This window comes from Cyanobium sp. WKJ7-Wakatipu, from assembly GCF_024345355.1.
Taxonomy (GTDB): Bacteria; Cyanobacteriota; Cyanobacteriia; order PCC-6307; family Cyanobiaceae; genus Cyanobium_A; species Cyanobium_A usitatum.
The window spans coordinates 33085-57718 of sequence record NZ_JAGQAY010000011.1 but is presented as its reverse complement, the minus strand read 5'-3'; the positions used below and the strand labels follow the sequence as shown (position 1 = coordinate 57718).

Genomic DNA, 24634 nt, shown 5'->3' with positions numbered 1-24634 from the left:
CGCTGGTGGCGCTTTGGTGGCTGGTGGCGCCCTGGACAATCAGCGGCCCCAAGTGGGCCTGCCGAGGCTCCGGCTGATCCGTTGCTGGCAGCAGGCCAGCGGCTGCGGCTGCGGCGTGAGGAACGGGGCCTGAGCCTGCGGGACCTCGCCCTGCAAACACGCATCAGCGCGGCAGTGTTGGAGGCCCTAGAGCGAGGCTGGCGCGACCGCCTACCGGAAGCCACCTACCTGCGCACCATGGTGCCGCTGATCGAGCGACACCTAGAGCTGCCACCGGGCAGCCTGGAAACGGCGCTGCCCAGCAGCGAGCAACACCGCCGTTTCCAGGGCCAAAAGCGAGAGCCCCTGCTGCGTCGTTTCACGCCGGGCTCAATCGATGTATTCACCACCTGGCAGGGCACCCTGCTCTACGGCCTGCTGACCCTGGGACTGATCTACGCGGTGAACCTGCAGCAGCAGCAACTGGCAGCCCGGGGGCTGCTGGCGCTACGGCCGATTTCGCCCCTGCCTGCCGCTGACCAGGCCAAACCGCCGCGGCCTGATCAAGCCCTACTGCAGCTTTATCCCGAGCTGCGCCCCCTGGAGCTGGCCGCCAGGGGCCAGGGGGTTGGGCAACTGCGGCGGGCAAAGCCAAGCCAAATTCCAGCGGCCGGAGTGCTGGAGCTGCAATTAAGCCAGCCCAGCCAGCTCACGCTGGAGAGCGCCAGCGGAGTTCGCACCAACCTGCGTAACAGCAGTGGCAGCATCAGCCTGCCCCTCAGTGGCAGCTTCCGACTAAGCCTCAACCCTCCACCCAGCGCCGGCGATCTAGTGAGCTGGAACGGCTCGCCCCTGCAGCCAGTTAAGGGCCAGCCCGGTCAGTTCAGCTCACCAGCAGACGCAGCCCGGCCGTAGCTCGCCGCCATGGCGCCATAGCCCTGCAGGGCACCGTCCAGGCTGGCCACCGGCTGCTGCAGGCGCCAAGTCCAGTTGCCCGAGCTGGTGCCTGGGGTATTGAAGCGGGCCCGGTCATCGAGCTCCAGCAGATCCTGAAGGGGCACCACCGCTAGGTCGGCAGAGCTCGCCAGCGCCAGCTCCAGCAGCTGCCAGGCCGGCGCCGTGATCGGTGCACCCACCGCCTCGGCCAGCCGCTGACGGGCGTCGTCACCGAGGCTCTGCCACCAGCCAACGCTGGTGGCGTTGTCGTGGGTGCCGGTGTACACCACCCAGCGGCGACCGCGGATGTTGGCTGGTAGGTAGGGATTGGTGGAGTCGCCATCAAAGGCGAACTGCAGGATCTTCATGCCTGGCAAACCGAAGCCATCACGCAGGGCCTCCACCGCCGGGGTGATCACACCAAGATCCTCAGCAATTAGGGGCAGGTGCCTGCCGCGGCGCAGCCAGAGCAAGGCCAGCAGCGGCCAGCCTGGAAACCAGCGCCAGCTTCCGTTTTCGGCGGTGAGTGCATCACCGGGCACGCTCCAAAAAGACTCCAGAGCGCGGAAGTGATCGAGCCGCAGCTGGTCAAACAGTTCGAATTGGCGCTGCAGGCGGGCCAGCCACCAGCTAAAGCCGCTGAGCAGGTGTCTGGGCCAGCGATAAACAGGGGTGCCCCAGAGCTGGCCGGTGGCCGAGAAGTAGTCGGGCGGCACGCCGCTCTGGGCCGTGAGCGAGCCATCGGAGCGCAGGGAGAACAAGGAGCGGTGGGCCCAGACATCGGCGCTGTCGTGGGCCACATAAAACGGCAGGTCTCCCAGCAGCTGCACGCCGGCCTGGCTTGCTTGACGGCGCAGCTGCTGCCACTGGCGCTGCAGCTGCCACTGAAGCAGCTGCTCCTGCAGCAGCCAGTCGGCGCGCTCGGTAGCAATTCGGGCTAGGGCGCGGCGCTGACGCTGGGCCAGGGGCGCCGGCCACTGCCACCAGGGCTGGCCGCCTTGGAGCCGGCGGATCACCATGAATAGGGCGTGGTCTGGCAACCAGCGCCGTTGGCCGCGCCGCCAGCGGGCAAAAGCCCGTTGCTGCTCTGCCGGCTGGGCGCCCCAGCGGCGGGCCAGGGCCTCCCCCAGAGCCGTACTGCGGGCCGCAACCACAGACAAATCCATCGGCCCGGCCGCCATCGCAGCTCCAGGTAGGGCCTCTAAGTCATGGGGCTCCAGGAAACCCTCCTGTCGCAACCGCTCACCATCCAGCAGCCAGGGGTTGAGGGCCGAGCCGCTAGGGGAGCTGTAGGGCGAACCGGTGCCGTCGGGGGGAGCAAGGGGCAGCAGTTGCCAAACGCCAATGCGATGGCGACCGAGGAGGTCAAGCCAATCGTGGGCAGCCTGGCCCAAGCTGCCGCAACCACCCTTACCGGGCAGGGAGGTGGGGTGCAGCAGCACCCCGGCATGGCGGTGGGCCTGATTCACGAGGCCGGCAGCCGATATCGACTAATAATGGCCTTGGCAAACGCTGGAATGTGGGCTTCGAGCTTTTCTGGGTGGTTGCGCCGCAACCAGAGAGCGTTGCGGGTGAAGTGGGAGTCGATCGAAAAGCGGCCATATTCCAGGCCCTTCGGCCCTAGCCGCTGCACCACCAAACCAATCAGGTTGGCCAGCCACATGGGCAGCTTCAGGGCCTTGTCGTAGGCCTCGATGCCCTGCTGCACCGCCGCAAAACGCTCACCACTGGAGGTAACAGGGGCCACGTCAAGCTCCTCCTCCACCAGATCCAGCAGCAGCTGGCCCCTGGGGTTGCGCACCGTGAGCCATTGGCGGCCGAAGCTCGCGCCCATGTAGCCCACCACCAGATCGGCGCCGGCGTTGGTGTAGTCGAAACAGCTCAAACAACTCGGAGCAAATACATCCTTGAGCTTGGGTGTGTCCAACCCAAAGAAGGGCACCGTTTCCTCGCGGCCGTCGCTGTGGCGGAAGTGGATGCGGAAGTCCTGCATGAACTCGTAGTGCACCACCGTCTCTGGCGAGCTGACGGTGCTGTCGAGGAACGTCTGCAGGCCCGCTCGGCTGACGTTGTCTACGCAGGGCAAGCCCAGCACGTAGAGCTCGTCGAGGGGCAGGGTGGGTTGCACCGCCCGCAGGGCCTGGATCTGGCAGCCCACACCGATCGCCAGCAGCTTGCGGATGCCGCTGCCGGGCAGCTGCTCCAGCACCTCCAGGTTTGGGGACAGGGTGGGCTTATTCACCCTGGCGCTGAGAACCTCCTCCGGGGTGCGGGCGAGGCGGGGCACGGGCGTGAAGCGATCCTCCTCGCTTTGGCCAACGCAAAGCACCGCATCGACCAGGCCAGTTTCCAGGGCCCGCACACCGATGCGGCTGACGATCCCGGTCCACTGGGCCCCTTCGATCGGTTGCTGGAGCCGGGCGGTGAGCATGCGCTGCTGCACCCCGAAATAAAGCTCCTCCTCGTTGTCGAGGTCGCGGCTACGGCCATGGGCCGCAGCCTCCATAGCCTCAAAGCGCTGCTCCAGAAAGGCGCAGCTGTTTTTCACGTAAGCAACCCAGCGGCTGTCACACAGACCGCACTGGCTGCATAAATCTTTGGCTGGATAGACGCTGCCCTTGGCCAGGGGCCGGGCGCGCTCATGGGGAGCACTTGCAGCCATCAGCGGATTTCCCCATCGCATCTGCGCCGCCACAACCTATCGGGTGCAAGGCGTTGAGGCTTGGGCCAAAGTGGTTTGCCGACAAGCCCCTATGGCCCGACGTTCCGCCCCAAGCCAACCCCGCCGGGGAGCCACCCTGTTGCGGCTGGGTGCGGTAGCCGTAGGCATTGCCATGGGCGCGGGTCTGATCGGTGTGCTCTGGCCCATAGGCGACCGTGCCACAGAACCGCTGCAGCAGCTGACGCCAGCCGACCTGGCCAAGCCCCCTAGCCGCAGCATCACCCTGCTGGTGATCGGCCTCGACAGCGAGCGTCCCGGGGATCCGCTCAACAAGGCCGCTCCCCGTGGGGCAGCCAACGCCGATGCCCTGCTGCTGGTGCGGGTTAATCCCCAGGGGCCCCTGCAGGTGCTCAGCCTGCCGCCCAACCTGGCCGTGCAACTACCGGGCCAGAAACGCCCCCAGAGTCTCGGCAGCCTCTATCGCATCGGCGGCGTAGCCCTCACCGCTGATGCGGTGGGCAACCTGGTAGGCCTCGACTCGGGCCAGCCAGCGCGCTTTTTGGTGCTGGGCCGCTCCAACCTGCGCAGCCTGGTGGATGGCCTCGGCAGCATCGCCGCCAATCCCACCCTGGCTCTTCGCTACAAGGACAAGAGCCAGCGCTTCAGCATCAACCTTCAGGGCGGGCTGCAACGGCTCAAGGGCAACCAGGTGGAGCAACTGGTGCGCTACCGCGATCCAGACCGGCCTGAGGAGAGTCGCCAGGACAACCAGCAGCTGGTGGTGCGCAGCCTGCTGCGGGAGCTGGCCATGCCGGAACAGCTGGGCCAACTTGCAAATTTGCTCAAATCACTCAACAACCAGGGGGTTGTCACCAACTTGAGCCAGCCAGAAACCCTGAGCCTGCTGGCGGCTGGCCTAGATCAGGCCGAGAGCGTGCAATTCACCAGCCTGCCCCTGGCACCGGCACCCGAACAGGAACAGGAACCCAACAACAGCCGGAGCACCAAACTGAGCCTGCGCGAGATCAGCAGCAGCGCCCCTGAGCCCCTCTGGCCGGCAGCGACTACCTCAACGGCTCAGCAATAGCTCCCATCGCAGGGCCAAAGCAGGGGCCAGGTCAAAAGGCTCCTCCAGGGTTCCCAACCAGGGCAGGCCATCGCCGCGGCGCAGGTCTGGCTGCCAGGGGCCACCGGCCTGCACCAGCCCGGCCAAGGGCACTTGCCACTGGGCCAGCAGGGCCGCCATCGCAGCCGGCAGGCCCGTCTGCAGCTGCTCGGACGTCAGCAGCAGCAGCACCGGCTGGCGCCAGGCCCCAAGGGCCTCGGCCCAGTGGCCGAATCCCTGCAACATCAGGCCGGGATCAAGCGGCAAGGGCACCAGGCCTGGTCCCTGCTCAGCCAGGGAGGCCAGCGATTGGGGCGGTTGCTCAATTGCGAGCGGGTTGCCCCAGGGCAGGCCCAGGGCCAAGGCCAGCGGTGGCCCCGCCTCTGCTTGCAGTGCCGCCACCGCAGCCGCTGCACCAGCTCCCACCAGCACCAAGGGGCGTTGCCGACCAGACAGGGAAAGAGTCATGGATTTTTGTACTAGGTGGGCGGGCTCGCTTCTACCATCAGGTTTCAGCCGACGCGTTAGCGGCCGCCGTGACCAGTTTTCTGACCGCTGATCGCGTGGCACCCCAGGGCAGCGCGAGCCAGTCGAATCACGACACCCGGCGACTGAGGTTGTTTAGTGGCACCGCCAACCAAGCCCTGGCTCAGGAAATTGGCACCTATCTGGGAGTGCCAGATGGGCCGAGGGTGATCAAACGCTTCGCAGACGGCGAGCTTTACATCCAGATTCAGGAGTCGATCCGGGGCTGCGATGTCTTCCTGATCCAGCCCACCTGCGCCCCGGTGAACGATCACCTGATGGAGCTGCTGATCATGGTGGATGCCTGCAAGCGGGCCTCGGCCCGGCAGATCACCGCCGTGATCCCTTACTACGGTTACGCCCGCGCCGACCGCAAGACCGCCGGACGGGAATCGATCACCGCCAAACTAGTTGCCAACCTGCTGGCTAAATCAGGGGTGGATCGGGTGCTTGCCATGGACCTGCACTCCGCCCAGATCCAGGGCTATTTCGACATCCCCTGCGACCACATCTATGGCTCGCCGGTGCTGGTCGACTATTTGCGCACCCGCGACCTCTGCGAAGTGGTGGTGGTGTCCCCGGACGTGGGCGGGGTAGCGCGGGCCCGGGCCTTCGCCAAGCAGATGAATGACGCTCCCCTGGCGATCATCGACAAGCGTCGCTCAGGTCACAACGTGGCCGAAAGCCTCACCGTGATTGGCGATGTGGTGGGCAAGACCGCAATCCTGATCGACGACATGATCGACACCGGCGGCACGATCTGTGCCGGTGCCCGGCTGCTGCGGCAGCGGGGGGCAACCCGGGTGCTGGCCTGCGCCAGCCATGCGGTGTTTTCCCCACCGGCAATCGAGCGGATGTCGGAGCCTGGGTTGTTCGAGGAGGTGCTTGTCACCAACAGCATTCCCCGCCGCGATGAAGACCGCTTCCCCCAGCTGCAAGTGCTCTCGGTGGCCAAGATGCTCGGCGAAGCGATCTGGCGCATCCACGAGGAGAGCTCGGTGAGCTCAATGTTCCGCTGAGGGCAGATCCGCTGAGGGCTAATCCGCTGAAACCAATTCCGGTGAAGTTGCGTCGTTTTGCCCGCTTAAAGGCTTTTTTGCCAGCTGCGGCGAGCATTTTGCTCACCCTGCCTTGGGCTGCCAACGCTCCACTGCTGGCCCAAACTCAGCCAGCTCCGCCCCGGCGCATCGGCGTGTGGCTCACCAATAGCCCCAGCCCCCTCTACTACGACCCCGCCCGCATCGATCGGGCGGTGCAGGAGCTGGCAGAAGCGGGCTTCAACACCCTCTATCCCAACGTGTGGAGCCGGGGCACCACCTTCCACCGCTCCCGCCATGCGCCGATGGAGCCGGCCCTGGAGAAGGCCAACCCCAACCTCGATCCGATCTGCCGCTTCACCAAGGCCGCCCACCGCCGCGGCCTGCAGGTGATCCCCTGGTTTGAGTACGGCCTGATGGAGCCGGCCGACGCTGCCGTGGTGCGCCAAAACCCCGATTGGGTGCTGCAGCGCCGGGATGGCAGCACTGAGATGGTCATGCACGGCAAACCAATGGTGTGGCTCAACCCCGCCCACCCGGGGGTGCGGCAGCGCTTTCTTGGCCTGATCGGCGAAATCGTGCAGCGCTGCAGCGTCGATGGCATCCAGCTCGACGACCACTTCGCATGGCCGGTGGAGCTGGGCTACGACCCCTACAGCCGCGAACTATTCCGGGCGGCCACGGGCCGGGAGCCGTCAACCAACCACACGGATCGGGCCTGGATGCGCTGGCGGCGTCAGCAGCTCACCGCCCTGCTGCGGGAGCTGCGGGGCCAGCTAAAGCCCTCTGGCACGGTGATCAGCCTCTCGCCGGGCCCCTTCCGCTTTGCTTACAACCACTGGCTGCAGGACTGGGAGCTTTGGTCCTTGGGCGAGCTGATCGACGACCTCGTAGTGCAGAACTACGCCCACTCGGTGAAGGGCTTCGAAAAGGACCTCAACCAACCCGCTCTGGTGAAGGCGCGCAGCTGGGGCATGCCTGTGGAGATCGGCATCCTGGCGGGCTTCGGTGGCCGCACCCCAACCATGGCGACCCTGGCCCAGAAAGCCCAGCTATCCCTGCAGCGGGGCCATGGAGTGATCTATTTCTATTGGGAGGGCCTTTGGGGTTTGCACGCCGGGCCTGAGGGGGCTGCCTACCGCCAAGCTGCCTTTCGCCAGCTGCACCAGAGCCTCAAGGCGTCGCCCATGCCCCCTCCACCGGTAGCTCTGCCGCAGCGGCACTGACTATTCAGCGCCCAAGCACTGACTAACGACCTCACCGGTGTTTGGGGAGAGAGATGCTGCCGCCAGCTGCTCGAGGGCTACGTGCATCGCGGCTGAACGGACTGGTCCGTAACTCTGCCAGCGGCTAAACACCTTGGCCAGGCGCGAGGCCGTGATCGGGTTGCGCTGGTCGAGATCGGCGATGCGAGCTGCCATGAAGCGGTAGCCGGAACCATCGGCGGCATGGAAAACCGCCGTATTACCGGCGAGCCCCCCGAGCACGGCCCGCACCGAATTGGGCGCCGCGGGATCAAAGCGGGGATGTTCCAGCAGGCGAGCCACCCGCTCCAGGCCATCGGCAAAGGGCGCAGATGCTTCTAGGGCAAACCAGGCATCAAGGATCACCGGCTTGTGCTGCCAGCGTTGGTAAAAAGCTTCCACTGCCTGCTGGCGCTCAGAGATCGGATGGCACTGCAGGGCCCTTAGGCCAGCGCGGGCCAGGGTCATCGAGGGGCCTTGCACCGCCGCCGCTGCGGCCGCCGCAACCTGCGCATCACCGGCGGCCACCCGCCAGCTCCACACGGTGCCCGTAAGCAGGCGATCGCCGTTACCAGCGGGCCAAGCCAGGCTCCACTGGGGCGTGCAGCGCTCCAGGGCAGCGCTCAGGGGCACGGCCAAGGCCGCACCAAAACGCTGCTGCAGGGCAAGCAGCGCCGCAAACAGGGCCGGCGGATCGGGCTCAGCGCCAACGGCAACGGCGGCATCTTCGAGCTCGGGCAAACCTGGCAGGGCCAGCAACACGCTGCGGCTGGCCTCGGATAGGGAGGGATCGGCCAGGATCCGGCCGAAGGCATCGATCAGCTCCTCTTCCAGCAGGCCATCGGTGCCGCCTGCGGCGCGGGCCAGCACGGCTTGGCGCAGCAGCACCTGGCCCGCATCCCAGCGGGCAAAAGGATCGCTATCGGAAGCCAGCAGGTGCACCAGCTCGGCGGTGGGCCGGCCCATTTCCAAGATCACCGGCGCTGAAAAATGGCGCAGTAGAGAAAGGGCCGGGGGATGGTGCTGGCGAGGGAGTCCCACCAAGCGCAGGTTCTGCTGGGGCTGGTCGATCACCAGCAGGCGGGTGCCATCGCCAGCTAGCCGGGCTGGGTCTGGTTCTCTCTCGAGTCGCACGGGGAGAGATTCGCCGCCCTGAGCCAGCAGCCCCAGGGCCAGGGGAATCACCAGCGGCTGCTTGTCGCTCTGGCCGGGTGTCGTTGGGGTGTGTTGTTGCACCTGCAGCTCGAGCACGCCCGTTTCGCCATCCCAGTGGCGCTGGATGTGCAGCCGCGGCGTGCCGGCCTGGTGATACCAACGGCGAAATTGGGCGAAATCAAAGGGCGGCGGCACGGGGGCGGCATCCTGCATCGCCTGCACGAAGTCTTCGCAGGTGGCGGCGGTGCCGTCGTGGCGGCTCACATAGAGCGCCATCCCCCGCATAAACGCCTCCTCACCCAGCAGGGTGTGCAACATACGAATAAGTTCCGATCCCTTTTCGTAGATCGTGGTGGTGTAGAAGTTGTCGATCGCCTGATAGGCATCAGGCTGCACGGGATGGGCAGTGGGGCCAGCATCTTCACGAAACTGGCTATTACGCAACATCGAAACATTTTCGATGCGATTCAATGCCGCACCGTGCATGTCTTCCGTGAAGCTCTGGTCGCGAAACACGGTTAGACCTTCTTTGAGCGACAGCTGGAACCAGTCGCGGCAGGTGATGCGATTGCCTGTCCAGTTGTGGAAATACTCGTGGGCAATCACGCTCTCGATCCGCTCAAGCTCGCCATCAGTAGCGGTTTCGGCGTCAGCTAGCACCAGCTTGGAATTAAAGATATTGAGGCTTTTATTCTCCATCGCGCCCATATTGAAGTGACGCACCGCCACGATGTTGAACTCATCGAGGTCGTATTCGAGGCCATAGCGCTGCTCATCCCAGGCCATCGAGCGTTTCAGGGACGCCATGGCGTGGGCGGTGTAAGGCGCATCGCCGGGTTCCACGTGGATGCGCAGGGCCACGGCGCGGCCGCTGGCGGTGGTGAAGCTGTCTTTCACCTCCTCAAGCTGGCCAGCCACCAGAGCAAACAAATAGGAGGGTTTGGGGAAAGGGTCGTCCCAAACAGCGAAGTGGCGCTCAGCCCCACTCTCAGCTCCACTGCCCGGATCGGAGGGCAAAGGGCCGCTTTCTAGGCAGTTGCCATTGGAGAGCAGCACCGGACAGCTGGCCCGATCGGCTTCGATCCGCACCTGAAAGCGACTGAGCAGATCGGGGCGGTCGGGGTGAAAGGTGATGCGCCGGAATCCCTCTGGTTCGCACTGGGTCGTGAACAGCCCGCCACTGGCGTAGAGCCCTTCAAGGGTGCTGTTGGTTTCCGGGTGGATGCGCACCCGGCTCTGCAGCTGAAAAACTCCAGCGGGAGGCTGGGTGATCACCAGCTGGTCGGCGCTGAGCTCAAAGGCCTCAGCCGGCAGGAGCTCGCCATCCAGCCGCAATTCCAGTAGCTCCAAGTCGACGCCCTGGAGCACCAACGGTCCCGGCTGGGCCAGCGGATTGGGCAAGAAGGCCAGCTGGGCCAGCACCTCGGTGTGGCCGGAGTGGAGCTGCACCGTCAGATCGGTGCGCTCAAGCAGATACGGCGCCGGACGGTAATCGGCGAGGCGCACGAGAGGCATGGGAATTACTTAGTGGTGGCGGGCTTAGGGGTGGCGGGCTTAGGGGTGGCGGGCTTCACTGCTGGCTTGGCATCGGGCGACTGCTTGATGGCGTCCTGCACCTTGGCCATCACATCTGCTGGCACCTCCTTGGGGCAGATCTCAGCGGCACCGAGGACAGCCGAGTTGATCTATCCCTTGCGCAGGTCGTCGATGCTGAGCGGCTTAGCTCCCACCTGGCTGATCACGCCATCGTGCTGGCCCTGAATCAGCTGGGCGATGGTTTCGCCAGCAATGCCCACCGCTTTATCGAAGGGCACCCCTGCCCCCCGGGCAATGCAAACGTTTACGGCTGCAATCCGGGTGTAGAGGTTCATTTCCGCCTCAGTGGCTGGAGCTGCCAGGGCTGCTGCCGGGACCAGCAGCAGGGGAAGCACTAGCAGGGGAGCCAGAAAACTACGGGGCATCACGAACACCGGAAAAGAAAAATTGCTGACTACATGCTGCTGCATCAAGGCAGGGCGTCGTGCGGGATGGGCGCCCCCGCTTCTTCAACCCGGATCTCATGGTGGGTTTCGGCCACATCCAGGGCGCCGTTCTTCCAGGAGTAGATCGAACGGGAGCGGTAGCGGTCCTGGTCGACCAGGCGAGTGTGCTCAAGGATGTCCCACTCCTGATAGTGGGATTCAAAAATCAGCTCGTGCTCATCCACCTGGCGGATCTGACTTTTGGTGGGAGCGCCGCTCAAGTAGCCGGAGCTGCGGCTGAGCTGGTGACCGCAGAGAGTGGCCTCCATGGTGCCAGTGGGCACGTAGCGGGGCTTTTTGTCGAAGAATTCGAACTCCTGCTCGGGCCACCAAGTGAAGCGATAAGCCGCATCACCCTCCACCGGCTCACTGAATATCTCCACCCGCAGCATCATGTCGACCCGCAGCGCCTCACCATCGTCAAAGAAGTACAGCCGGCGCGAGCGCCACAGGCCCAGGTTGCGGGCAAACCAGCGCCTTGTATTGCTGTCGAGCTGAATCCTGGGGCGCGGCGCCACCGGACTGGAATTTGAAGGCATGCTCATGACATCCCGGCCCTAGGGCGCACGGCATTGGTTTATTTAGTCATAGCGAAATCGAGCTGCTCTGGCCAAATCCCCATAGGGTTGGCAACGTGAGAGCCGATCACCCCACCACGGCCGCCCAGGTCGCCAACGACGGAGCGACCGAACGCCCCGAACTGAAGCTGCTGCTTGTCGCCACCAGCTACCACCTGGCCAGCCAGGACCTACGCAACCTGATCCAGTTCCTCAAAAGCGAGGAGTGCGCTTTCAAGGTGAGCCTGGAGATCGCCGATCCGGGCCACCAACCCCAGCTGCTGGAGCTGCACCGGCTGGTGGCCACCCCGGCCTTGGTGAAGCTCGACCCCCTGCCCAAGCAGGTGATCGCCGGCAATGCCATCACCCAGAAGCTGCGCAGCTGGCTGCCGCGCTGGCAGCAGATGGAGGTGGTTACGAGCCTGGGCATGAGCCTGCGGCCCGCTGAAATTGATGGCAGCCGCACCAAGCGCGAGCTGCAGTTGGAAGACCAGCTGCTGGTGCTGCGCCAGGAAAACGAAACCCTGATCGAGCGCCTTGGGGTGCAGGAGCGCCTACTGCGGATGGTGGCCCATGAGCTGCGCACGCCGCTGACGGCTGCCAAGCTCGCCCTTCAGAGCCACACCCTCGGCCAGATCGACGAGACCCGCTTCCGCGACGTACTCACCCGCCGCCTCGACGACATCCACGAACTCTCCAAGGACCTGCTGGAGGTGGGTACAACCCGCTGGGAGGCCCTCTTTAATCCCCAGCGCCTGGCGCTGGGCAAGGTGGCCGCCGAGGCGATCCTGGAGCTGGAAAAACTCTGGATCGGCCGCGACCTAGAGCTGATCACCGACATCCCCGCCGACCTGCCAGATGTGTTCGCCGACCAGCGCCGCATGCGCCAGGTATTGCTGAACCTGCTGGAAAACGCCCTCAAGTTCACCCCGGACCGGGGCCGGGTGCACCTGACCCTGCTGCACCGCACCGACCAGTGGGTGCAGGTGAGCTTTTGCGACACCGGTCCGGGGATACCTAAAAGTGAGCAGGAACGGATTTTTCTGGATCGGGTGCGCCTGCCCCAAACCTCCAGCACCACCTCGGGCTACGGCGTGGGCCTGTCGGTTTGCCGCCGCATCGCCGAGGTGCACGGGGGGCGCATCTGGGTTGTGTCGGAACCCGGCGAGGGTGCTTGCTTCCACGTCAGCGTGCCGGTCTGGAGCGGCCAGGTCCAACCCGCCCTGACGCCAAGGGGGCCTGATCGTCGCGGCGCCCCCCACTGATAACAGGCCTGAAGCGCTGCTCTCCTTGACGAAGGGTCCCCCTGCCCCGTAGCTTCCAATACATCAACGCCCTACAGCGTTGTGGCCTCGCCCCCATCGTCTAGAGGCCTAGGACACCTCCCTTTCACGGAGGCGACAGGGGTTCGAATCCCCTTGGGGGTATACACAAATCCAACTGCTTTTGGCCCCATCGGGCAAAAGAGAAAGGTTGGTTAATTCAACTCCTGTTTAAACAGGATTGGGCGGCGCGCCGTTCCGCCTCTCGCTGCACTCCGCGCAGGTTGTTGGCCAGGTCTTCGCGCAGACGCTGTTCGATCAAGCCAATCGGCATGCCGGGCCGGCCCTGCACCGTGAGCTCATAGAGCAGGTGGGTGGTTTCACCAGTGCGGCCGATCTGCCAACAGCCTTCAAAGCGGCGGAAATCACCTCGGCACATGCAAAAGCGCAGCTCGCCTGCCTCGAGATCTTCCTCAATCTCGAGCTCCACCTTGGCGCTGAAACGCAGCCCACAGAACTGCTGGGTGCCCACCTGCTCCAAACCCACCCGATTGCCGCGGCGCCAAAGCTGGCGGGAGGAGGCCAGGTTGGGAATAAAGCTGTTGAGATTGGCGTAATCGGTGAGCACGGACCAGATCCAGCTGGGATCAAGCGGTAGGCGCAACTGCACCGCCAGGCGCCTGGTGCCCTGGGGCAGACGCTCCATATCCTGCTGGATGGTGTCGAGGCTGCAAATGGCGGTTGGGGCGGAATTGGTCAAATCCGCAGGCCCATTCGACAACAAATCTGGCTCAGCCAGCTGGCCGGACAGACCTGATCGGGCAAGAAGCTGCGCCAAGGACGCACGGCGTAAGTGTGCTGGGGCACAAACCTAGCGGTGTCTGCCGGGAATTCGCTGCGGCCGTGTTCCCTATGATCAACGCGTTTTTGTGGGACTGAGTCTGCATGCGTGTTTCCACCGGTCGCGCCAACCAGTCCGACAACCGGATGTTCACCGTTGTGGTGGAAGCCTTAGGAGTGAGACGCCAGCGTCTGGCTGAGCGCCGCTTCACCGTGCCATTCGGCCAACTCCAGGGCCTGATGCAATTAATCTCTCAGACAGGCGGTCGCATTAGTGCCGTTCTCGCAGACGATGGCGCCAGCCCAGCCCCCGCCCCCAAAGCAAACGCCGCTCCTTCTAAACCCGCTGCCGTGTCCCACGCCAACGTTCCCGTCAACCTCTACAAGCCGAAGGATCCGTTCGTCGGCACGGTGACCGACAACTACAGCCTGCTGGCGGAAGGGGCTATCGGCCGGGTGAATCACATCACCTTCGACCTCTCCGGTGGTGACCCCCAGCTGCACTACGTCGAAGGCCAGAGCATCGGCATCATTCCCGACGGCACCGATGCCAACGGCAAGCCCAACAAGCTGCGCCTTTACTCAATCGCCAGCACCCGCCACGGCGACAACCTGGAGGGCAACACGGTGTCGCTATGCGTGCGCCAGCTGCAATACGAGAAGGACGGCGAGACGATCAACGGCGTCTGCTCCACCTTCCTCTGCGACATCGAACCCGGCGCCAAGGTGAAGATCACCGGCCCGGTGGGCAAGGAGATGCTGCTTCCTGAAGACGAGGAAGCCAACGTGATCATGCTGGCCACCGGCACGGGTATCGCGCCAATGCGCACCTACCTGCGCCGCATGTTTGAGCCCTCCGAGCGGGAGAAAAACGGCTGGCAATTCCGCGGTAAGGCCTGGCTGTTGATGGGCGTGCCCACCACCCCCAACCTCCTTTACGACGACGACTTCAATCGCTACGTCAGCGAGTTTCCCGAAAACTTCCGCTACACCAAGGCGATCAGCCGCGAGCAGCAAAACGCCAACGGCGGCCGCATGTACATCCAAGACCGCGTCAGCGAGAACGCCGAGGAGATCTTCTCCTGGATCGAGAATCCCAAGACTCACGTCTACATGTGCGGTCTGCGGGGCATGGAGCCCGGCATCGACGAGGCGATGACCGCCGCCGCCACTGCCAAGGGTTTGAACTGGGCCGAGTTGCGTCCCCAGCTCAAAAAAGCCGACCGCTGGCACGTCGAAACCTATTGAGTTCGAGCCCAATTCGCTTCTCCTGCCCGCCCCCAAGGCGGGCTTTTTTTTGGCGAATCCCACACAAAAACCATCACAAAGTGGGCCAAGCGGTGGGCGACGGCGCTAGGCCGGTTAAACCATGGGCACCAGACAATCACTCATGGGCTCTGTGCTCACCAATCCACTGCGGGTAGGACTCCGCCAGGAGCGGGTTATCCCGCCCCAATGCCTGGTGATTTTTGGGGCCAGTGGCGACCTCACCCATCGCAAGCTGGTGCCGGCGCTGTTTGAGTTGTTTCGCCAGCGCCGCCTGCCCAGTGAATTTGCGGTGCTGGGCTGCGCCCGCCGCCCCTGGAGCGATGAGGAATTCCGCGGCAAGATGGCGGAGGCCATGGCCTCAGAGGTGGCTGAGCACCGGGTGGCCTGGGAGCAATTTGCCGCCGGGCTGTTTTACGAGCCGGTGGATCTGGAGGATCCCCCTTCGGTGGTGCGGCTGGGCCAACGGCTAGAGGGCATCGACCGGCTGCGGGCCACCCGCGGCAACCGCACCTTCTACCTCTCCGTATCGCCCAACTTCTACGGCAGTGGCTGCCGCTCCCTGGCCGCCGCCGGGCTGCTGAGCGACCCGAGCCGCAGCCGGGTGGTGATCGAGAAGCCCTTCGGCCGCGACTACGGCAGCGCCCAGGAACTCAACCGGGTGGTGCAGACCTGCGCCCAGGAAAACCAGATCTTCCGGATCGACCACTACCTGGGCAAGGAGACGGTTCAGAACATCCTGGTGATGCGCTTCGCCAACTCGATCTTTGAGCCGATCTGGAACCGCAATTACATCTCCAGCGTGCAGATCACGGCGGCCGAAACCGTGGGCGTGGAGGAGCGTGCCGGCTACTACGAAAGCTCGGGCGCCCTGCGCGACATGGTGCAGAACCACCTCACCCAGATGCTGGCCCTCACAACGATGGAGGCACCGGGACGCTTCGACCCCGAGTCGATGCGCAACGAGAAGGCCAAGGTGCTGCAGGCGGCGCGCCTAGCCAATGAAGATGAGCCCTGGAAGTGTTGCGTGCGGGGCCAATACGGGCCAGGGGGATCCAGCACCCGACCAATCGCCGGCTACCGCCATGAGCCGGGGGTGAACCCGGAAAGCACCACGGAGACCTACGTGGCGATGAAGCTGTTCATCAACAACTGGCGCTGGCAGGGCGTGCCCTTCTACCTGCGCACCGGCAAGCGCCTACCCAAGCGGCTCTCCGAGGTGGTGCTCACCTTCCGCGAGGCGCCCGTGCACCTGTTTGATGCCGCTGGCGGCGCGCCCACCCCCAACCAGCTGATCCTGCGCATTCAGCCAGATGAGGGCGCTGAATTCAAATTTGAGGTGAAGGCCCCCGGCTCCGGCATGCGCAGCCGGCCGGTGGATATGGCCTTCTCCTACGACGACAGCTTCGGTGAACCCAGCGACGAGGGCTACGTGCGCCTGCTGGCTGACGCCATGCTGGGCGACCCCACCCTTTACACCCGCAGTGACGAGGTGGAGGCCGCCTGGCGTCTCTACACACCGCTGCTGGAACTGATCGAGGACGCCCCCTCCCAGCTGCCCGTGTACCCCTACGAGGCCCGCACCTGGGGTCCTGCCGCCGCCGACAACCTGCTGGCCGAAGACGGCCTGGCCTGGCGTCGCCCCTGATTTCTCTTGCCCTGACCCCACCGCGAGTCTGCCCCCATGTCGACCCAGCTCACCCTCCAGGCCCCCCTCGCCCTACCCCCCGACCAGGTGCCCGGCTACCTGGAGCGCCTCTGGAATCAGGAATTGGGCAGCCCCCCCGGCGCCGCCACCTTCACCCTGGTGGTGTGGGAGGGCTCCTGGCTGGAGCAGCAGCTGGTGCGCTGCGGCCGGCTAGATGGACCAATCACGGGCCTGCTCAATGAAACGGTGCTAGAGGCGGCCCGAGCCGCTGCGGTGAGCTGTGGCTTGCCCCTGAGCACGGCACCGATGGATCCCAAGCTGGCCTGGGCGATCGGCCAGCTGGGCGGCAATCACCACGCCGAAGACCAGCGCGGCCAGTTTGTGGAAGGGGCGATCAGCGCCCACATGCCCCGGCGGCTGATCACCCTGGCCCCCACCCTCGACGGCGGTCAGCCCTTAGAAACCCTTGTGGCCGCCTACTGCCCCCTGCCGGAGGAGGGCGCTGGCGGCTCCGCTTGCGGCGACGTGGTGGTGCTCAGGGGCGGCACCGGTGCCCTGCGCCAGAACCTCGATCTGGTCCAACCCCTGATCGCCCCAGACCTGCCCTGCTGGGTGTGGTGGAACAGCAGCCTCGATGAGGCCCCTGATGTGATGGCGGCTCTAGCCACCGGCGCCCGGCGCCTGGTGGTGGATTCGTCGCTGGGGGATCCTCGCCGCTGCCTCGACCTACTGGTGGACCGGATCGATGCGGGCCAGCCGATCAACGACCTCAACTGGCTGCGGCTGCGCAGCTGGCGCGAATCCCTGGCGATGGTGTTTGATCCACCCTCCCGGCGTGATGCCCTCAACCACGTGGTGCAGCTCGACCTCGACGTGGAGGGCAGCAACCCGGTAAAGGGTTTGCTGTTGGCGGCCTGGCTGGCCGACCGGCTGGGCTGGCACCTGATCTCCACCTATGCGGTGGATGGCGATGGGGTGGGCGATGGCATCGGCGCCGAATTCGAGCGCACCGACGGCCAGACCGTGCGCTTCCGCCAGATGCCAGTGCCAGTGGGCGTACCCAAAACCCACCCCGGCGCCATGGTGGGGCTGCGGCTGATCTGCCAAAGCAGCCAGGGCTCACCGCTATGCGTGATCCTCTGCTCCGAATCGGGCGGCTGCATGCGGCTCGAATCGGGCGGCATGGCGAGCATGGAACTGGCTGAGGAGGTGGTGCCCCTGCCCAATGAAAGCGAGGAGATGGAGATGGCCCGCCTGCTCTCCGGTGGCCACGACTCCACCAACCCCCTGCTGGCCGCCGCCGCGCCACTCGCGGCCAAACTGCTGCCCTGAGAGCCTCCCCTGAATGGCCTGTCTGATCGCCGCGCCCAGCAGCGGTAGCGGCAAGACCCTGCTGTCGCTGTGCCTGGCGGCCTGGGCCCGGGCGCAGGGCCTGGGTTTGCAGCCCTTCAAGGTGGGGCCCGACTACCTCGATCCCCAGCTGCTCAGCCGGGTGAGCGGCCACACCTGCCGCAACCTCGATCCCCTGCTGTGCGGGCCCGAGTGGCTGGAGCGCTGCTTTAGCTGGCACGGCAGCCGGGCCGACCTGGCTCTGGTGGAGGGGGTGATGGGCCTGTTCGATGGCCGCGGCCCCAGCAGTGAGGGCAGCTCGGCGGCGGTGGCGGCCCAGCTCGGTCTGCCGGTGGTGTTTGTGGTTGAAGCGTCGCGGCAGGCGGGCTCCCTGGCGGCGCTGGTGCGGGGCTTCCGCGACCATGGCCCACCAGCGGTGCAGCTGGCCGGGGTGGTGCTCAACCGGGTGGGCAGCGAGCGCCACCACGCCCTGCTGGCGGAAGCCCTGGCCAGCATCGAGGTGCCGCTGCTGGGGGTGCTGCCGCACCACCCCAGCCTGGAGCTGCCCTCACGTCACTTGGGCCTGCTGCCGCCGGAGGAGCTGCAAGACCTCGAGCAGCGCCAGGAGCAGTGGGCCGAGCTGGCCACCCGCCACCTAGACCTGAAGCAGCTGGTGCCCCTGCTGGCCCCACCAGCAGCCGAGCCAGGGGCGGAAAATCCCATCAACTGGTGCCTGCGGCAGAGCTCCCACCTGCGGCAGAGCTCCCAGCTGCGACATAGCTCCCAGCCCCTGCCGGTGGCGATCGCTAGCGATGCGGCCTTCCATTTCCGCTATCCGGAGGCCGGCGAGCTGCTTGAGGCGGTGGGGCTGGAGCCGCGGGCCTGGAGCCCCTTGGCCGATGAGCCCCTACCCGATGGCTGCCGGGCGGTGCTGCTGCCGGGGGGCTACCCGGAGCTGCACACGGCCCAGCTAACGGCGAGCCGGCGCAGCCTGGGCGACCTGGCCCGGGCGGCGGCGGCGGGGCTGCCGCTGGTGGCCGAATGTGGCGGCCTGCTGCTGCTGGGCGAGCAGCTGGCCGATGGCGAGGGGCAGCTGCAGCCGATGGCGGGCGTGCTGCCTTTCAAGGCCCGCAAAGGCGCCCTGAGCCTGGGCTATCGAACGGCTACCGCCACGGCCAATGGCTTGCTGGTGCGGCCGGGTGAGAGCTTTTGCGGCCATGAATTTCACCGCTGGCAACTAGAGCCCCTATCCAACTGCGACAACTCTGTGGCGGCCGGCGACGGGCTGTGGCAGCTTGACGGCTGGGGGACCGCAACCCGGAGCGAAGGATGGACAGCGCCGAACGTGCACGCCAGCTGGCTGCACCTCCACTGGGCTGGATGCCCGGTGATTCCCTCACGCCTGGCAGCCGCAGCCGCGCGCGCCGCGCCGCTGCCGACGAGCGCCGCTTCGTGCAGCCCCACGAACCCCGGCCCCAGATCCAGCAAGAACGCTGGCGTTTGATCGTGCGCGGCCAAGTGCATGGGGTGGGCTACCGGGCCGCCTGCAAGCTGCGGGCCCAAGATCTTGGCCTGAGCGGCTGGGTGCGCAACTGCTCCGATGGTTCGGTGGAGATAGAAGCTGAGGGCTGCCCGCAGGAGCTCACCGAGCTGCGGCTTTGGTGCGAGAAGGGCCCGGCTGAAGCGGTGGTGAACAGCGTGGCTAGCAGCCAGGTGGCCGCCGCCGGCACCGACTGGTTTGAAGTGCGCCGCTGAAATGGCTCAGCTGAACACCCCTCCCCAGCTCGAACTGTGGCTGCTGCGCCATGGGATGACCAGCTGGGCCCGCGACGGGCGCCACACCGGCCTCACCGACCTGCCCCTACTGCCGGAGGGTGAGGCACAGGCCCTGGCCCTAGCGCCAGGGCTGGCGAGCCAGCGCTTTGCGGCGGTGCTGGTGAGTCCGCTGCAACGGGCCCGGCGCACCGCCGAGCTGGCGGGCCTGGGGGAGGGCGCCCAGATCTGCCCCGACCTGCAGGAGTGGGACTACGGCCGCTACGAGGGCATCAGCACCGCCGAGATCCGCGCCCAGGTGCCCGACTGGACCGTATGGAGCCATGGCTGCCCAGACGGTGAAAGCTGCCTGGAAGTGGAGCAGCGCTGCCAGCGGGTGATCGCCTTTGCCCAATCCCTGGTGGCCTCCCAGTCCGAGCTGGGCGCCGTTGCCCTGGTAGCCCACGGCCATATCTTGCGCAGCCTGGCGGGCACTTGGCTGGGGCTGGGGGCTGCAGGCGGGGCCCTGTTCAACCTGAATACGGCCACACTATCGGTGCTCGGCCACGAGCGGGAACGACGCACGGTCGTGCGCTGGAATGCCCAGGTAACGACCCCACCATGAGTACCAACCTGCTCGGCGAGCTATCAGCTTTTGGTTTGGCGATCGGCTTTTCGCCGCTGCACATCGGCCTGCTGCTGCTGCTCCTGCTCGGCCCCAAGCCGCTGCAGCGGGGCGGGCTGTTTGTGGCTGCCTGGCTGGCCACCGCCGCCCTGGCCATAACCCTGCTGCTCACGGTGGGCCACGGCCTGCTGCTGAGCATGGACAAGGGCAGCGACCACCTCACCGGCCTCGACCTACTGGCCGCTGGCGCCCTGCTGGGGCTGGGGGTGAAGGAGCTGCTGAATAAAAATGAAGAGGGTGCGGGGCCGCCGGGCTGGACGCGCCGCCTCGATCAGTTCTGGGCCATGCCCCTGCCGCTGCTGCTGGCCATCAGTGCCGGCCTGCAGGTGGCCAGCCCCGACGATCTGTTTCTGTTTGCCAAGTCCGCCAGCAGCCTGCTGTCAGCGGGGCTCGGCCGCGGCCAGGAGCTGCTGGCCACTGGGATATTCAGTCTGGTGAGCGCCAGCCTGCTGCTGCTGCCGCTGCTGGCCCTGCTGCTGGCCGGCCCAGAGCGCATGCTGCCCCTGCTGGAGCGGGGCAAGCAGTGGCTGTTCGCCAAGGGCGACCTGCTGGTGGGCCTGGTGAGCGTGGCCCTGGCGGTGTATCTGGGCTGGCAGGGCATCGAGGGCCTGCGGCTGGCCTGAGAGGCCAGCGCAATCAGCCATCCGCCTGCAACCAATCGCTCCAGAGCTGCTGGTCGGCGAGGGCGCTGGGGCCACCACCTGGCGCGCCGGCCTGGAGGGTGACCGCCTGGCTGGCCCGGCTCACGGCCACGTACACCAGCTGGCGGCGCAGCACGGTGTCGCTGGGCCAGAAGACATCGCCATCCACAAACACCTCGGAAAAAGTGCTGCCCTGGCTGCGATGCACGGTGAGAACGGCGGCCGGACCGAGGGAAGCAAAGGCATCTCGCACCAGGAAAAAACGGCGCCACAGACCCTTGCCGTCCTGCTTGCCGGCGTCCTTGGCCTGTTGGCGTAGGCGGGCCAACACAGCCTCGAGGGCGATCCGGGCCGCCGAGCCCAGGGGCGGCAGTAGCCGCAGGCTCAGCTGGCTATCGCCGGCCTCCACCCGGGCGGTGAGGGTATCGATCACCGGCGCATCAGGCACGCCGAAGTCGGCCAGATCGCAGCGTTCGGGAATGACATCGCGCACCACCAGCTCCCGGTTGGAGCCCAGCAGCATGTCGGGCTCCTCGGCGGCATCCTCGCCCTCGCGGCAAGCGGGGGCCATCACGGCAGCGCGGGTGATCAGCACCTCACCTGGCAGCACCGGCAGCTGGTCGGCCATTTCGCCGTGCAGGGCGCGGCGGGCGATCGGCACCAGCTGCTCGAGGGAGCGGTTTGTGTAGCAGAGGATGCGGGCTAGGTCGGGGTTGTCGGTTTCGGCGCTGCGGCGCAGAGCTGCCTGGGCGGCCTCGAGCCACTCACGCCGCTCCAGCAGGGCCACCTGACCGCTGGCATTGCGGATCGGCGGCAGCGGCGGCGGGCGGCGGCAGGGCAGGTCGCCCTGGCGCAACCCCGAGGCCAGGCGCAGCACCGGCCCCTGGTGGCGAACCACCTGGCGCAGCTCGGCCCGGCTGGCCCGGCCCAGGCTGAACACCGGGCTCACGGGTTCACCAACCGGCGGCAACTGAGCCGGATCGCCCACAAACACCAGCCGGGTGCGAAAAGGGTGGGCACAGCGCAAGCTGATCTCCAGCAGGGTGGAGTCCACCATCGAGGCCTCATCGATCAGCACCAGGCCCAGGTGCTCGAGGGCGACGGCGGTTTGCTCCGTTTCCTCGCAGCGCTCGATATCACGCTGGCGCTTGAGTTTCAGCCGCAGCAGGCGGTGAATGGTGGAAGGAAACCAGGTGGGCGAAAGGCCAGCCCCAGCCAGATAGGAGCGCAGCACACCCACGGCTTTATGGGTGGGGGCCACCACGGTCCAGCAGAGGCCGCTGGCCTCCACCTGGGCCAGAAAGCGCATCGAGAGGAAAGTTTTGCCGGTGCCGGCGTAGCCGCTCAGCACAAACGGCGTGCCATCTGCGGGCGCCACCAGCCAATCGGCGAAGGCGGCGGCGGCGGCCTGCTGGTCGGCAGTTAGGGCCGCGGCGGGGTCAACCAACCGCGGTGAACCAGCCCAGGCCCTGGGCCAGATGCAGCGGCGAGCCAGCCAGCACCAGACCAGGCAAGGCCACCAGTGGCCCGATCAGGGCACCGATCAGCACCTCAAGGCGGGTGTGGCCGAGATTTTCCTTGAGGGGTTTCGGGGAGGAAGCAGCGCTGGCCATGGAGTTGTCACCCATCTCATTGACGCGGGCGGCGGTGAGGCCAGCGGCGCGGCGCACGCCAGAGGCGTCGTAGAGCACCACAAAGCAGAGGACGGCCGCCAGGGCAAACAGGGGCCCCTCAAAGCCCTGCACCCAACCCAGAGCTGCGGTGGTGCCTGTGAGCAGGGCCGAGTGGCTTGAAGGCATGCCACCGGTTTCCACCAGCACCCGAGGATTCCAGCGGCGATGCACCACCAACTCAATCACCAGCTTGGAGAGCTGGGCAACGCCACAGGCCGCCAGGCCCCACCAGAGCACGCCGTTGTCGAAGACGCCTATCAGCACGGTGTTACTCATTAATTACTCATCGGTCGCGGCTGGTGATGTAGTCGGCCAGGGCCAGCAAGGGCGCGGCACTGCCGTGCCAGGGAGCCAGGGCGGCCTTGGCCTCGACCACCAAGGCATCAGCCCGCTGGCGCGATTCCTCTAAGCCCAGCAGCTTGGGGTAGGTGGTTTTGTCGGCGGTGAGATCCTTGCCGGCGGTTTTGCCAAGCACTTCACTGCTGGCTGTGACATCAAGGATGTCGTCGATGATCTGAAAGGCCAAACCAATGCCGCGGGCGTAGGTGCCCAGGGCGGCCAGCAGGTCTTCGGAAGCACCGGCGATCAGGGCGCCGGTGAGCACGCAGGCCCGCAGCAGGGCGCCGGTTTTGTGCAGGTGGATGTATTCGAGGGTGTCTAGATCGACGGATTTGGCCTCACACTGCAGATCCACCACCTGACCGCCCACCAAGCCGGGGGCGCCGGAAGCCAGGGATAGCTCGCCCACCACCGCCAGCAATCGCTCGGCCTCCACGCCTGGGCTGCGCAGCGCCACCATCTCAAAGGCGCGGGTGAGCAGGGCATCGCCGGCCAGGATGGCGTTGGCTTCGCCATACACCTTGTGATTGGTGGGGCGGCCGCGGCGGAGATCGTCGTTGTCCATCGCCGGCAGGTCGTCGTGGATAAGCGACATGGTGTGAACCATCTCAAGCGCCACCGCCGTGGGCATGGCCAAGGCACTGTCGCCGCCTGCCAGCTCACAGGCCGCCAGGCAGAGGATCGGCCGCAGCCGCTTGCCACCAGCCAGCAGCGAATAACGCATGGCCTCGCGCAGGGATTCGGGCCGCTCCGGCCCCAGGGAGCCATCAAGGGCCACCTCCACCCGCAGGCGGGTCGCCTTCAGATAGGCGGCGAAGTCAAAAGGGCTGGAGTCCGCCGCGGTCATGGAGCTTCGGCCAGGGGCCTCCGTGCTAGCGGGATTCTCTCAGGCGGGGTGGCGCAGGGGGCTCAAGAGCGCGCAACGTTGCAGCCGAGAGCGCTGGCTTCCATTTTGATGGTCTCCTTGATTCCGTACAACCTGTACAGAATTAGGGACAGCAGCAGAACATCACCCCCCCCATCCTGTTCACCCCCTCGATCCTCATCAGTCCAGGGACCATCCAATCCCCGCTCAGGGCACCAGATCGCCCAGGTCGTGGGCGACGCCGGCCCGGCGGCACCAGGCCACCACGGTGTTTACCAGCAGCATGGTGACGGTCATCGGGCCGACGCCACCGGGCACGGGGCTGATGGCGCTGGCGATCGGCTCCACCTCCTCGAAACGCACATCGCCGCAGAGGCCACTTTCGGTGCGGTGGATGCCCACATCAATCACCACGGCACCAGGCTTGACATGCTCGGAGCCGATCATGCGGGGCCGGCCGGCGGCCACCACCAGCAAGTCGGCCTGGCGGGTGAGGGCAGCAAGGTCAGGGGTGCGGGAGTGGGCCACGCTCACGGTGGCATCGGCGGCCTGGAGCATCAGCGCCATCGGCTGGCCCACCAGGATGCTGCGGCCCACCACGACGGCCCGCTGGCCGGAAAGAGCCACGCCGTGGCGGGCCAGCAGGGCCATCACACCAGCGGGGGTGCAGCTACGCGGCCCCGGCTCACCCTTGAGCAGGCGTCCCAGGTTGAGGGTGTGCAGGCCGTCGGCATCCTTCTCCGGGTCGATCGCCAGCAGCAGCGGGCCCTCATCGAGGCCGGCAGGCAGGGGCAGCTGCAGCAGGATGCCGTCGCAGGCGGTATCGGCGTTGAGCTGCTGCACCGCGGCCAGCACTTCGGTCGCACTGGAACCAGCATCGAGGTGGGCCCCGAGGCTGGTGATGCCCACCCGGGCGCAGGCCTTCTCCTTATTAGCTACATAGACGCCGCTGGCAGGGTCGTCGCCCACCCGCAACACCGCCAAACCAGGCGGGCGACCCACCGCTGCCAGTCGCTCAGCGATCGTCGCCTGCAACCGGAGTTCGATCTCACCGGCCAGCTGGCGACCGTCCATACGGGTGGCCATGGTGCAGAAAGCAAGCACGCCTCCCCA

23 protein-coding genes and 1 tRNA gene are annotated in these 24634 nt (G+C 66.2%); 13 read left to right on the top strand and 11 right to left on the bottom strand.

Going from position 1 to position 24634, the window contains the following annotated elements; genetic code table 11:
* The first annotated feature begins 81 nt into the window (after window positions 1-81).
* The gene (locus KBY83_RS08405) at window positions 82-894 is read left to right on the top strand and encodes a helix-turn-helix transcriptional regulator (protein WP_241518359.1); all 813 of its coding nucleotides are present in this window, start codon (window positions 82-84) and stop codon (window positions 892-894) included.
* On the opposite strand, the gene malQ is transcribed toward KBY83_RS08405, so the two are convergent.
* Both malQ and KBY83_RS08395 read right to left on the bottom strand, forming a co-directional pair.
* Complete coding sequence (gene malQ / locus KBY83_RS08400) at window positions 858-2384, bottom strand: 4-alpha-glucanotransferase (RefSeq protein ID WP_255019125.1); 1527 nt, start codon at window positions 2382-2384, stop codon at window positions 858-860. The genes KBY83_RS08405 and malQ overlap by 37 nt on opposite strands.
* The gene (locus KBY83_RS08395) at window positions 2381-3577 is read right to left on the bottom strand and encodes a Coenzyme F420 hydrogenase/dehydrogenase, beta subunit C-terminal domain (protein WP_254998461.1); all 1197 of its coding nucleotides are present in this window, start codon (window positions 3575-3577) and stop codon (window positions 2381-2383) included. The genes malQ and KBY83_RS08395 overlap by 4 nt, the downstream gene beginning before the upstream one ends.
* A gap of 91 nt (window positions 3578-3668) precedes the next feature.
* Between KBY83_RS08395 and KBY83_RS08390 the strand changes: the two genes are divergently transcribed.
* Window positions 3669-4664 carry an LCP family protein gene (locus KBY83_RS08390; protein ID WP_255019124.1) on the top strand — a complete coding sequence of 332 codons (996 nt, stop codon included), beginning with the start codon at window positions 3669-3671 and terminating at the stop codon, window positions 4662-4664.
* Here the strand turns inward: KBY83_RS08390 and KBY83_RS08385 are convergent.
* Window positions 4647-5150: a hypothetical protein gene (locus tag KBY83_RS08385; protein ID WP_255019123.1), complete on the bottom strand. Its 504-nt coding sequence runs from the start codon at window positions 5148-5150 to the stop codon at window positions 4647-4649. The two genes, KBY83_RS08390 and KBY83_RS08385, sit on opposite strands and share 18 nt — an antisense overlap.
* 68 nt (window positions 5151-5218) lie before the next feature.
* Between KBY83_RS08385 and KBY83_RS08380 the strand changes: the two genes are divergently transcribed.
* Together KBY83_RS08380 and KBY83_RS08375 are read left to right on the top strand one after the other, a co-directional pair.
* Window positions 5219-6226: a ribose-phosphate pyrophosphokinase gene (locus KBY83_RS08380; RefSeq protein WP_254961387.1), complete on the top strand. Its 1008-nt coding sequence runs from the start codon at window positions 5219-5221 to the stop codon at window positions 6224-6226.
* 95 nt (window positions 6227-6321) lie between these two features.
* On the top strand, window positions 6322-7470 hold the full coding sequence (locus KBY83_RS08375) for a glycoside hydrolase family 10 protein (RefSeq protein WP_396093702.1): 1149 nt from the start codon (window positions 6322-6324) through the stop codon (window positions 7468-7470).
* Here KBY83_RS08375 and pepN read toward each other — a convergent pair whose 3' ends face one another.
* The 3 genes from pepN to KBY83_RS08360 form a co-directional block, all read right to left on the bottom strand.
* A complete protein-coding gene (gene pepN, locus KBY83_RS08370) occupies window positions 7471-10158 on the bottom strand; it encodes an aminopeptidase N (protein ID WP_255019122.1) in 2688 nt (895 codons plus the stop codon).
* Window positions 10159-10328: 170 nt separating this feature from the next.
* Entirely contained in the window at window positions 10329-10649 is a 321-nt protein-coding gene (locus KBY83_RS08365) for a hypothetical protein (protein WP_255019121.1), read from the bottom strand.
* Complete coding sequence (locus tag KBY83_RS08360) at window positions 10649-11209, bottom strand: hypothetical protein (RefSeq protein WP_255019120.1); 561 nt, start codon at window positions 11207-11209, stop codon at window positions 10649-10651. The genes KBY83_RS08365 and KBY83_RS08360 overlap by 1 nt, the downstream gene beginning before the upstream one ends.
* Window positions 11210-11298: 89 nt before the next feature.
* Here KBY83_RS08360 and KBY83_RS08355 point away from each other — a divergent pair, with 89 nt between their 5' ends.
* Window positions 11299-12486: a histidine kinase gene (locus KBY83_RS08355; RefSeq protein ID WP_255019119.1), complete on the top strand. Its 1188-nt coding sequence runs from the start codon at window positions 11299-11301 to the stop codon at window positions 12484-12486.
* Window positions 12487-12575: 89 nt separating this feature from the next.
* A tRNA-Glu gene (locus KBY83_RS08350) sits at window positions 12576-12648 on the top strand.
* Window positions 12649-12703: 55 nt separating this feature from the next.
* Here KBY83_RS08350 and KBY83_RS08345 read toward each other — a convergent pair.
* Entirely contained in the window at window positions 12704-13189 is a 486-nt protein-coding gene (locus KBY83_RS08345; RefSeq protein ID WP_255019143.1) for an SRPBCC family protein, read from the bottom strand.
* Window positions 13190-13428: 239 nt separating this feature from the next.
* Between KBY83_RS08345 and KBY83_RS08340 the strand changes: the two genes are divergently transcribed.
* The 7 genes from KBY83_RS08340 (at window position 13429) to KBY83_RS08310 (ending at window position 20626) form a co-directional block, all read left to right on the top strand.
* Window positions 13429-14571: an FAD-binding oxidoreductase gene (locus KBY83_RS08340; RefSeq protein ID WP_255019118.1), complete on the top strand. Its 1143-nt coding sequence runs from the start codon at window positions 13429-13431 to the stop codon at window positions 14569-14571.
* Between the two features lie 142 nt (window positions 14572-14713).
* Entirely contained in the window at window positions 14714-16237 is a 1524-nt protein-coding gene (zwf, locus tag KBY83_RS08335) for a glucose-6-phosphate dehydrogenase (protein WP_255019117.1), read from the top strand.
* Between the two features lie 36 nt (window positions 16238-16273).
* Window positions 16274-17569, top strand: coding sequence for a glucose-6-phosphate dehydrogenase assembly protein OpcA (locus tag KBY83_RS08330; protein WP_254961380.1), 1296 nt, complete (start codon window positions 16274-16276; stop codon window positions 17567-17569).
* Window positions 17570-17582: 13 nt separating this feature from the next.
* A complete protein-coding gene (locus KBY83_RS08325; RefSeq protein ID WP_255019116.1) occupies window positions 17583-19070 on the top strand; it encodes a cobyrinate a,c-diamide synthase in 1488 nt (495 codons plus the stop codon).
* Window positions 19019-19321, top strand: a complete 303-nt coding sequence (locus KBY83_RS08320) for an acylphosphatase (protein ID WP_254961377.1) — start codon at window positions 19019-19021, stop codon at window positions 19319-19321. The genes KBY83_RS08325 and KBY83_RS08320 overlap by 52 nt, the downstream gene beginning before the upstream one ends.
* Before the next feature lies 1 nt (window position 19322).
* Complete coding sequence (locus KBY83_RS08315) at window positions 19323-19943, top strand: histidine phosphatase family protein (protein ID WP_255019115.1); 621 nt, start codon at window positions 19323-19325, stop codon at window positions 19941-19943.
* Window positions 19940-20626 (top strand): GAP family protein, encoded by a 687-nt coding sequence (locus KBY83_RS08310; RefSeq protein ID WP_255019114.1) that lies wholly within the window; start codon window positions 19940-19942, stop codon window positions 20624-20626. Before KBY83_RS08315 ends, KBY83_RS08310 begins: the two co-directional genes overlap by 4 nt.
* A gap of 13 nt (window positions 20627-20639) precedes the next feature.
* Here the strand turns inward: KBY83_RS08310 and KBY83_RS08305 are convergent, their stop codons facing one another.
* From KBY83_RS08305 to folD, 4 genes are all read right to left on the bottom strand, one after another.
* On the bottom strand, window positions 20640-22091 hold the full coding sequence (locus KBY83_RS08305) for an ATP-dependent RecD-like DNA helicase (RefSeq protein ID WP_255019113.1): 1452 nt from the start codon (window positions 22089-22091) through the stop codon (window positions 20640-20642).
* Window positions 22084-22593, bottom strand: a complete 510-nt coding sequence (locus KBY83_RS08300; protein ID WP_255019112.1) for a divergent PAP2 family protein — start codon at window positions 22591-22593, stop codon at window positions 22084-22086. Before KBY83_RS08300 ends, KBY83_RS08305 begins: the two co-directional genes overlap by 8 nt.
* A 7-nt stretch (window positions 22594-22600) precedes the next feature.
* The gene (crtE, locus tag KBY83_RS08295) at window positions 22601-23503 is read right to left on the bottom strand and encodes a geranylgeranyl diphosphate synthase CrtE (protein ID WP_255019111.1); all 903 of its coding nucleotides are present in this window, start codon (window positions 23501-23503) and stop codon (window positions 22601-22603) included.
* 225 nt (window positions 23504-23728) lie between these two features.
* A complete protein-coding gene (gene folD / locus KBY83_RS08290; protein ID WP_255019110.1) occupies window positions 23729-24607 on the bottom strand; it encodes a bifunctional methylenetetrahydrofolate dehydrogenase/methenyltetrahydrofolate cyclohydrolase FolD in 879 nt (292 codons plus the stop codon).
* Window positions 24608-24634 lie beyond the last annotated feature (27 nt).